This window comes from Kitasatospora sp. NPDC004272 (genome assembly GCF_053603035.1).
In genome coordinates this window covers 1-10,495 of record NZ_JBSGET010000204.1, presented here as the reverse complement: position 1 = coordinate 10,495, position 10,495 = coordinate 1, and the positions used below count along the sequence as shown (strand labels likewise).

4 protein-coding genes are annotated in these 10,495 nt (G+C 74.0%); all 4 read right to left on the bottom strand.

Annotated elements, in window-relative coordinates; translation table 11 throughout:
- Window positions 1–57: 57 nt before the first annotated feature.
- On the bottom strand, window positions 58–1,347 hold the full coding sequence (locus ACWEO5_RS36225; protein WP_452166357.1) for a citrate synthase: 1,290 nt from the start codon (window positions 1,345–1,347) through the stop codon (window positions 58–60).
- Between the two features lie 233 nt (window positions 1,348–1,580).
- Complete coding sequence (gene recD2 / locus ACWEO5_RS36220) at window positions 1,581–3,779, bottom strand: SF1B family DNA helicase RecD2 (RefSeq protein WP_452166356.1); 2,199 nt, start codon at window positions 3,777–3,779, stop codon at window positions 1,581–1,583.
- A 142-nt stretch (window positions 3,780–3,921) separates the two neighbouring features.
- Window positions 3,922–6,882, bottom strand: coding sequence for a hypothetical protein (locus tag ACWEO5_RS36215; RefSeq protein WP_452166355.1), 2,961 nt, complete (start codon window positions 6,880–6,882; stop codon window positions 3,922–3,924).
- On the bottom strand, window positions 6,879–10,154 hold the full coding sequence (locus ACWEO5_RS36210) for an ABC transporter permease (protein WP_452166354.1): 3,276 nt from the start codon (window positions 10,152–10,154) through the stop codon (window positions 6,879–6,881). The genes ACWEO5_RS36215 and ACWEO5_RS36210 overlap by 4 nt, the downstream gene beginning before the upstream one ends.
- Window positions 10,155–10,495: the final 341 nt, after the last annotated feature.

The window sequence follows — 10,495 nt, the reverse complement described above, 5'->3', positions numbered from 1 at the left end:
CCCGCCTCCCGTGACGGGAGGCGGGGCCGGGCCCCTTCGGTGCTGGTGGCCGACGCCTCAGCGGGCGTCGAGCGGCACGTAGTCGCGGATCTCCACGCCGGTGTAGATCTGCCGCGGGCGGCCGATCCGGCTGGTCGGGTCCTTGATCATCTCGTGCCAGTGGGCGATCCAGCCGGGGAGCCGGCCGATCGCGAACAGCACGGTGAACATGCTGGTCGGGAAGCCCATCGCGCGGTAGATCAGGCCCGTGTAGAAGTCCACGTTCGGGTAGAGCCGGCGCGAGACGAAGAAGTCGTCCTTGAGCGCGTGCTCCTCCAGCTTGAGGGCGATCTCCAGCAGCTCGTCGGACTGGCCGAGCTGGGCCAGCACCTCGTGGGCGAGCACCTTGACCTGCGCGGCGCGCGGGTCGAACGCCTTGTAGACGCGGTGGCCGAAGCCCATCAGCTTGACGCCGTCCTCGCGGTTCTTCACCTTGCGGATGAAGCCGTCGACGTCGCCGCCGTCCTTCTGGATCTGCTCCAGCATCTCCAGCACGGCCTGGTTGGCGCCGCCGTGCAGCGGGCCCCACAGCGCCGAGATGCCCGCCGAGATCGAGGCGAACAGGTTGGCGTGCGAGGAGCCGACCAGGCGCACCGTCGAGGTGGAGCAGTTCTGCTCGTGGTCCGCGTGCAGGATGAGCAGCTTGTCCAGGGCGTTGACCACGACCGGGTTGAGCTCGTAGTCCTCGGCCGGGACGGCGAAGGTCATCCGCAGGAAGTTCTCGACGTAGCCGAGGTCGTTGCGCGGGTAGACGAAGGGCTGGCCCATCGCCTTCTTGTACGCGTACGCCGCGATGGTCGGCAGCTTCGCCAGCAGGCGGACCGTCGACAGGTTGCGCTGCGCCTCGTCGAACGGGTTGTGGCTCTCCGGGTAGAACGTGGAGAGCGCGCCGACCACCGAGGAGAGCATCGCCATCGGGTGCGCGTCCCGGGGGAAGCCCTGGAAGAAGCGCTTGACGTCCTCGTGCAGCAGGGTGTGCTGGGTGATCTCGTTGCTGAACGCGGCCAGCTGGCCCGCGTTCGGCAGCTCACCGTTGATCAGCAGGTAAGCGGTCTCGATGAAGTTGGCCTCCGCGGCCAACTGCTCGATCGGGTAGCCGCGGTAGCGCAGGATGCCGGCGTCACCATCGATGAAGGTGATCGCGGACTTGTTGGCGGCGGTGTTGCCGAAACCGTTGTCCAGGGTGACCAGGCCGGTCTGCGGGAGCAGCTTCGAGATGTCGAAGCCGGCGTTGCCCGCAGTGCTCTCGACGACGGGGTACTCGTACTCGCCGTCCTGGTACCGCAGTACTACCGATTTGTCGCTCACGTCTTCCTCACCGACGAAATTGATCCTCATCCGACTGCCCTGACTGTCTCAACGATCCCCCACCCGAAGGACGGCCGCGCACCCGGGGGTGACCCCGGGAAGGACCGGGGCCTACAAACTCCGCTGCCACCACCGGTGTGAACCGGACAAGATCGGCGGCGGCACCGGACCAGGTTCCGCCCTAAATCTCTTCACGTCAAGACAACCTCTGAACGTACCGTACCGCCTCGAACTCAGCCCGCAGCCAATCTGTGGTCCAGCGCGGAGTGCCGCCGACCGGCACTCACCGCCCGCACCGCCTGCCCGATGGCCTTGCGCGACCCGACCAGTACCACCAGCTTCTTGGCCCGCGTCACCGCCGTGTACAACAGGTTCCGCTGGAGCATCGTCCACGCCGAGGTGGTGACGGGAATCACCACCGCCGGGTACTCGCTGCCCTGCGAACGGTGGATGGTCACCGCGTACGCGTGCGCCAGCTCGTCGAGCTCGTCGAAGTCGTACGGCACCTCCTCGTCCTCGTCGGTCATCACCGTCAGCTTCTGGTCGTCCACGCTCAGTGCCGTCACGACGCCCACTGTGCCGTTGAAGACCCCGCTGCGCCCCTTGTCGTAGTTGTTCCGGATCTGGGTGACCTTGTCGCCGACCCGGAACGTCCGCCCGCCGAACCGGCGTTCGGGCAGACCCTCGCGGGCCGGGGTGACGGCCGACTGGAGCAGCGTGTTCAGCGCACCCGCCCCGGCCGGGCCGCGGTGCATCGGCGCCAGCACCTGGACGTCCCGGCGCGGGTCGAGGCCGAAGCGCTGCGGGATCCGGCGGGCCACCACGTCCACCGTCAGGCCGGCCGCGCGCTCCGCGTCGTCCTCCACGAACAGGAAGAAGTCCGGCAGGCCCTCGGTCAGCGGCGGCAGGCCCTCGTTGATCCGGTGCGCGTTGACCACCACGCCGGACTGCTGGGCCTGCCGGAAGATCCTGGTCAGCCGCACCGACGGGATCGGGCTGCCGGGCGAGAGCATGTCCCGCAGCACCTCGCCGGCGCCCACCGAGGGCAGCTGGTCGACGTCCCCCACGAACAGCAGGTGGGCACCCGGCGCGACCGCCTTGACCAGCTTGTTCGCCAGGATCAGGTCGAGCATCGACGCCTCGTCGACCACCACCAGGTCCGCGTCCAGCGGCCGGTCCCGGTCGTACGCGGCGTCCCCGCCCGGCTTCAGCTCCAGCAGCCGGTGCACCGTCGACGCCTCCGCGCCGGTCAGCTCCGCCAGCCGCTTCGCCGCCCGCCCGGTCGGCGCCGCCAGCACCACCTTGGCCCGCTTCGCCAGCGCCAGCTGCACGATCGACTTCACCGTGAACGACTTGCCGCAGCCGGGCCCGCCGGTCAGCACCGCGACCTTCTCGGTCAGCGCCAGGCGCACCGACTGCTCCTGCTCCGGGGCGAGTTCCGCGCCCGTCCGCTTCGCCAGCCAGCCCAGCGCGGCCGGCCAGTCCACGTCCCGGAACCACGGCAGCCGGTCCTCCGGGGTGCGCAGCAGCCGCAGCAGCTGGCCGGCCAGCGAGATCTCCGCCCGGTGGAACGGCACCAGGTACACCGCAGTGACCTGCTGCCCCTCCGCGCCCGGCAGCCGCTCGCGCACCACGCCCTCCTCGGCGACCAGCTCCGCCAGGCAGTCGATCACCAGCCCCACGTCCACCTGCAGCAGCTTCACGCCGTCCGCGATCAACCGCTCCTCGGGCAGGTAGCAGTTCCCGTTGTCGGTGGACTGCGACAGCGCGTACTGCAGGCCCGCCTTCACCCGCTCCGGCGAGTCGTGCGGGATGCCCACCGCCTGCGCGATCCGGTCCGCCGTCAGGAAGCCGATGCCCCACACGTCCGACGCCAGGCGGTACGGCTGGTTCTTCACCACCCCGATCGAGCCGTCGCCGTACTGCTTGTAGATCCGCACCGCCAGCGAGGTCGACACCTGCACGCCCTGCAGGAAGACCATCACCTCCTTGATGGACTTCTGCTCCTCCCACGCCGCCGCGATCATCTTCGTCCGCTTCGGGCCCAGCCCCGGCACCTCGATCAGCCGCTTCGGCTCGTTCTCGATCACCTCCAGGGTCTCCACCCCGAAGCGCTCCACGATCCGCTCGGCGAACCGCGGCCCGATGCCCTTGATCAGCCCCGAGCCCAGGTACCGCTGGATGCCCTGGACGGTGGCCGGCAGCACCGTCGTGTAGTTCTCCACCGTGAACTGCCGCCCGTACTGCGGGTGCGAACCCCACCGCCCGAACAGCCGCAGGCTCTCCCCCACCTGCGCGCCCAGCAGCGCCCCCACCACCGTCAGCAGGTCGTTCGCGCCGCGGCCGGTGTCCACCCGGGCGACCGTGTACCCGGTCTCCTCGTTGGCGTACGTGATCCGCTCCAGGACTCCCTCCACCTGCGCCAGCTGCACCGGACACCTCACCCGCGATCAGGAACACGCCACCGCGAAAGGTACTCCGCCCGACCGACACCGCGACCCGCCCCGACGCCGCGCGAACGCGAGGGGCCGCGCGCCGGGCGGCGCGCGACCCCGTCACCCTCCGGGAGGCCCGCTACTGCGCGCCCTCCCCCAGCCGGAGCACCCGCGGGACCCGGCCGCGCCCCGCCACGCCCTCCAGCGCCGCCGCGCACGGCACCAGCACCAGCAGCCCGACCGCCGCCACCGCGATGCCCGCCCAGTCCGGGGCGAACGCCGGCGCACCGGGCCCCTGGGTGAAGGCCCGTAGCTCCAGGGCCGGTCCCAGCAGCCACGGCAGCGCCAGCCCGAGCAGCGTGCCGCCGATCACGGCCGCCGCCACCACCGGTACCAGCTGGACGAGTTGGACCCCCGCCGCGGCCCGCCCGCCGAGCCCCAGCGTCCGCAGGTGGGCGAGCACCCGCCCGCGCTCCACCGAGCTGAGCAGCAGTTCGAGGACCACCGCGAGCAGCCCCAGCAGCAGGCCGATCGCCGCCGACGCCCGGAACGCCGTCTCCAGCGCGGACACCAGCCCGTCGGACGACGACTCCCGCAACTCCCGGTCCAGGTAACGGATCTCGATCGGCGCGCCGCGGCTGATCGCCCCGCCCGCCGCACCGCCGCCGCCCGCGCCCGCGGCCGCCGCCGAACCCGCCACCACCGTCCGCAGCCGCTCCGCGTCGATCCGGCCCGCACCCGCCGCCGCACCGGGCCGGCCCGGTGCGGCGAACAGCACCGCCGCGCTGCGCTGACCGCTCTGCTTGGGCAGCTGCAGCGCGCCCGGGCCGCCGAACACCAGCAGCCCGCCCGCGGTGCCGACGTCGCCCACCACCGGCCCGACCGCCCGGTCCGCGGCCGCGCCGTCCGGGAGCGTCCCGACGATCCGGGCCCGGAACCGGCTGGTCCCGGCGTCCACGTCGAACGAGCCCTCCGGGAACCGCTCCGCCGTCGCCCGGTCGGCCAGCGCCGGGAGCTCCGCGCCCCCGGCCAGCGGCGCGGTCAGCTCCGGGGCGCCGAGCGCCGCCGCCAGCCGCGAGGACGGCTCGAACCGGGCCAGCTCCGCCGGGTCGACCCCGACCAGGCCCACCGCCTTCACCTTCGTGCCGTCCTCGTCCGAGGTCAGCGTGCCCTGCCCGCCGCGCACCTGGAGCACCCCGGCGACCCCCGGGACCCTCCCCAGCTCGTCGTACGGCAGCGAACGCTGCGCCGGCCCGAGGACCACCGCGTCACCGCCCGTGCGCCACCGCGCGGCCTCCACCCGGCCCTCCCGGACCGTGCCCGACACCAGCGCGCCGAACACCGCGCAGGCCAGCGCGGGCACCAGCACCAGCAGCGCCGTCGCCGCCGCCCCCGAACGCCGCCCGGCCTGCGCCAGGCCGACCAGCGCGACCGTGCCGCGACCGCGCCGCGCCCACCGGGTCACCAGCCGCAGCGGCACCGGGTACACCCGCAGCACCACCGCCACCGCCGCCAGGCCCAGCACCACCGGCACCAGGGCCAGTTCGGGATCGGTCCCGGCCCCGGGCGGGGCCGCGCCGCGCAGCTGCAACTGCAGCACGCCCACCCCCGCCAGCACCAGCAGCGCGCCCTCCACCGCCGGCCGCGCGGACACGCCCAGCGCCCGCTTCAGACCGCGCCGGCGGACCGGCTCCCGGCCCGCCCGGCGCGCCTCGCGGCCCTGCCACCACACCGCCACCGCCGGCGCGCACGCCACCAGCACCGCCGCCAGCACCGCCGGCCACCACGCACCCAGCGGACGGTCGTCGGCCCACCGGACGGACACCGCCCAGCCCGCCAACAGGCCCACCAGGGCCGCCGGGACGGCCTCCAGCAGCCGAACGGCGGCCAGTGCGGGCTCACCCGCGCCGCGGGCCCGCTGCAGCGCCAGCGCCCCCTCCCTGCGCCTCGCGCCGAGCCGGGCCGCGGCCACCGCCGTGGACACCCCGATCGACAGCAGGCCCGCCAGCGCGAAGGACTGCAGCGCCACCGCCCGGGCCCGCTGCACCGCGAAGGCGTCGACCAGCTCCGACAGCCGCTGGGTCAGCGTCGGCGGCTTCATCGTCCGCGTCCCGGCGGCGCAGGGGTTGAAGTCGGAGACCACCGCGCCGCACGCCGCCGTGGACAGCGCCTCGCCGAACCCCACCGCGCCGCTCGACAGCTCCGCGGCACCGGCCGCCGTGCCCGCGGTGCCCCAGGGCTGTTCCGCGGTCCAGAACACCCAGGTCGCGTCCAGCGCCTGCGAACCGCGCGCCTCCATCGCCTCCAGGCCCGCCGCGGACACCATCGCCTGCCCGAACCTGACGTAGACGTTCGGCTGCTCGTGCGAGTCCATCGGCGAGTTCAGCAGCGGCAGTTCCCGCCACAGGTCGTCCGAGCCGTCCAGCGGCTCGAACTCGCCGACCACCACCGCGTCGGTGAAGCCGGTCTCCCCGGGCTGCCCGGCGAAGTGCACCTGCTGGCCGACCCGCAGCCCGAACTGCTCCAACGAGGCCGCGGACAGGCCCAGTTCGATCGGCGCCGTCGCCGGGTCGGCCGGCCGACCCGGCGCCCGGCCGGCCACCCAGCGCACCCGGTCCGCCGCGTCCTGCGCGTACACCAGCGACACCACCCCCGGGTGGCCGTGCGGCTTGGGCACGCCCTCGCCCGACAGCTCCATGCCGGCCGCCTGCGCCCAGCCCGACACCCGGACCAGCGACCGCGCCAGCTCCCCGGTGGCGCTCTGCCGCATCCCCTCCCCGACCTTGGTCAGGTCCTCGTCCAGCGTGCCGGACCGCACCGCCGGCTCGCCCCGCCCGGCCACCGGCGGGTTCACCGACGTGGTCGCCTTCAGCAGCGGACCGTTCACCTGCGCCACGGACAGCCGGCGCGCCACCTCCTTCGTCGCCAGCCGGTCGAACACCGGCGGCCACAGCAGCGTCGCCACCGTCAGCACCGCCGACAGCAGCGCCAGCACCGCCAGCACCGGCCAGCCCGTCCGGGCCTCCCGCGCCGCCGGCCGCCAGCCGCCGAACCCGCCCGGCCGCAGCCGGGCCCGACGCCTTCCGTCCCGCCCGGTCATCCGTTCTCCCCCGCCCGCAGCTCGCGCGCCAGATCGACCCGCGCCAACGTCCTCGACAGCAGCAGCACCACCGAACCGACCCCCAGGCCGGTCGCCAGCACCACCACCGCCGTCCACCCCCAGCCCACCGTCATCTCCAGCGACGGGAACACCGCCCGGCCGCCGTTGTCGACCATGATCAGCGGCAGCACCACCGCCGCCAGCACCACGCCGAGGAAGGCCCCCAGCAGCACCGCGAAACCGACCACCACCGACTGCTCCAGCCGCAGCACCCCGGCCAGCTGTCGGCGCCGCACGCCGAGCGCCCGCAGCACCGCGAACTCCCGCCGCCTGGACCGCGCCGACCCCACCGCGTGCACCGTGAACCCGGCCACCGCGAACACCGGCGACAGCACCAGCGACAGCAGCAGCGCACTGCGCCGACCGGACCGGAACGGATCCTCGGCCAGCGCCGCCGCCCGCGCCCGGGCACTGTCCACCCGGCCCAGCCGGGGATCGGCCGCGATCGCCCGCTCCGCCCGCACCCCGCCGTCCCCGGACGACGCGGCCAGCAGCCACGCCTCGTCCCCCAGCGGGTCCAGACCGAGCGCCGCCCGGGTCGAGGAGAGCGCCTTCAGGTCCACCAACACCTGTGGCACGTCCCGGCCCTGACCGCCCGGCAGGTCGTCCAGCACGCCGACGACCGACAGCCCGAACTGGTCGGTGTCCCCGGACATCAGCCGGGTCTGCGCGCCCACCTCGATCGAGGTCTCCCGCAGGAAGGCCGAGTTCACCAGCGCCGGCACCACGTCGCGCTCCTTCGCCCCGGAGACCGGCAGCAGCGAGAACGACACCCTGTCGTCCCCCGTGCTCAGCGAGAACGACTCCGCCATCTGCTCCGGCACCCCGATCTCCGGAGCCGCGGCGCGCACCACCGCCGTCAGCAGACCGCCGTCCGGCCGGGACGAGGAGCACACCCCCGCCTGGCGCACCGGCTGCGCCTGGCCCGCCTCGTCCCGCCCGGGACACCACAGGCCGGTCGCCCGCTCCGGCATCCCCGGGGTGACGTTCGTCCACCTCGTCCCGTCCGGCATCGAAGCGCCCTCGACGCCCGACACCGTGAGCGTCAGCAACGCCCGCCGGAACTCCCTCACCGGCGCGGCCCGCAACGACAGCCGGGTCACCTGCACCGGATAGTGCAGCCCCGGCCCGGGCAGCGGCATCGACACCGTACGGGACGCCCCGTCCGGCGTGACCCGGGACCGGACCTCCGTCACCAGGCCGCTCGCGTCCTCCACCTGAGCCTGCAACCACACCGGGCCGGTCCGGTCCACCGGGTCCTGCGAGGCCACCGACACCCGCACGTCCACCGACACCGGCCGCCCCTCGATCACCATCCCGTGCACCGGGACGTCCGACCCCAACCGGCCCAACTGGTCGGCCAGCGAACCCCGTTGCAGATCCGAACGCAGCGCGGGCACCGCGTGCACCGACGCCCCCGGCTCCATCCGCGCCGGGGTCGCCACCGGCCGCACCGCCCCCGTGTCCAGACCGAACACCGTGGTCGGCACCCCGCGCACCAGGCCCTGCGCCGACACCAGCGGCGTCACCGCCGCCACCCCTGGCAGCCCCGCCAGCGCCTCGTACCGCTGCCCCGACGGGAGTTCGCCGTCCGTCACCCGCAGGTCCGCGCCCACCTCGAACGCGGACCGGTCCCGGTCGCTCGGCGGCTCACCGGCGATCACCGTGGTGGTCAACGCCCCCACCGCCAACGCCAGCGCCATCAACAGCACCGGGGCGCCCTGACCCGCACGCCCCCGGCTCACCTGCCAGCCGCTCAACGGGGCCACCAGCCCCCGCCCGCGCCGCGCCAGCGACTCCAGCAGCCGCCCCAGCGGCGGCAGCAGGCGCAACAGCAGCAGCGCCGCCGCCACCGTCATCACCACCGGCGCCGCCACCAACACCGGGTCGAACCCGACCGCGCTCGCCGCCGGACTCAACAACCCCTGGTACTGCCGCAGTTGCAGGTACGCCAGCACCGCGACCGCCGCCAGCACCAGGTCGGCCCCGGCCCGCTGCGCGACCACCCGGCGACCGCTGCGCGATGGCGTCTCCCGTTCGCCACCGTCAGCCGTCCACACCACCGGCAGCAGCGCCGCACACCCGTGCAGCACCAACGCCGTCCCCGCCACGGCCCACGCCGCCGGACCGGCCGCCTCCGCGGCCGCACCCTCCACCGGCAACCCCAGCCGACCCAGCAACCCCAGCAGCGGCCCCGCCGCCCACAACCCCACCAGCGCCGCCGGCACCGTGCACAGCGCCCACTCCGCCGCCGCGGCCCCCAGCAACCGGCCCCGACCCGCACCGCGCGCCAACTGCAGCAGCAGCTCCGCCCGCCGGAAATCGGTCAGTTGACGGGCCGTCAGCACCATCGTCACCGCCGACAGCACACCCAGCATCGTCACCGGCACCAGCATCCCGGAGCGCGCCACCATCATCGGCGACCGCAGCGCCTCCAGGGCCTGCGGAATGTCACTGCCCGCCCGCAACGCCTCCAGCGCCGGCTCCGACCCGCGGAACACCGACCTGATCGCGTTGCCCTGCGTCAGCTGCTCCACCCGGTCCCGCAGCGGTGCCAGCCCGTCGACCCGCAGTCCCCGGGGGTCCGGCAGCGCGGTCCACTGCACGTCCACCTCCTCCTGCAGCAACGGCGCCGTCCGCAGCATCTCCCGCGACGCCAGCACCAGCCCCGACGGCGTCCGCAGCGACGACGAATCGGCCCACGCCTGCCAGAGCGCCTCCGTCCCCGGAACCGGCCGGTACACCCCGCTCACCGTCACCGGCATCGACTTGTTGATCTTCTTCATCGGCATCGTCGCCCCGACCGACACCCCCAGCCAGCGCGCCGCCCGCTCCGACAGCACCACCTGCCCCGCGTCCCGGGGCCAGTCGCCCTGCGCCAACTGCGCGAAGCGCTGCGGGTCCTCCACCGCCACCGGCGACAACGGCAGCCCCGAGGCCACCACCCCCGCCGAGGCCCCCACCGTCGACCCCGCCGGCAACTGCACCGCCAACGGGTTCGAAACGTGCAGCACCTCCTCGATCCGCGCCGACACCCCCGGCAGCGCCCGGTGCAACGCCGCCCGCACCCGGGCGTCCGCCTTCTCGTCCGCGCCCTCCGCGTACCGCCCCGACACCGAGACGGACAACCGCGGGTCGTCCTCCAACCGCTTCCGCATCCCCTCCGTCACCGAACTCGCCGTCAGCGCCGTCAACGCCGTCAACACGGCCACCGCCAACAACACCGTCACCGCCGCAGCCCCCAGCACTACCCCGTGCTGCCCGGCCCGGCGCACACCGGCGGGTGAACCCCGCCCGTCCGCTCGCATGTCCCCCGAAGTCCTTCCGTCATCACTCGATGGTCTGGACCAATCTTGATGACGGGCAGTCTGCCGCCAACCCTCCGCCCAAACAACCGTCCGACGATCACGGACCGGACTCGTTCGCCTGCTCCCTGCTTCCCTTCGGAACTCCCGAAAGGTTCCGGAAATGCAGAAAGGGCCCCAGCCTGACGGCTGGAGCCCTTTCATGAATGATTGTTCGGCGGCGTCCTACTCTCCCACAGGGTCCCCCC

Excerpts from the sequence above, each read along its gene's own strand:
- ACWEO5_RS36215 (WP_452166355.1), bottom strand. The coding sequence starts at position 6,882 with ATGACCGGGCGGGACGGAAGGCGTCGGGCCCGGCTGCGGCCGGGCGGG.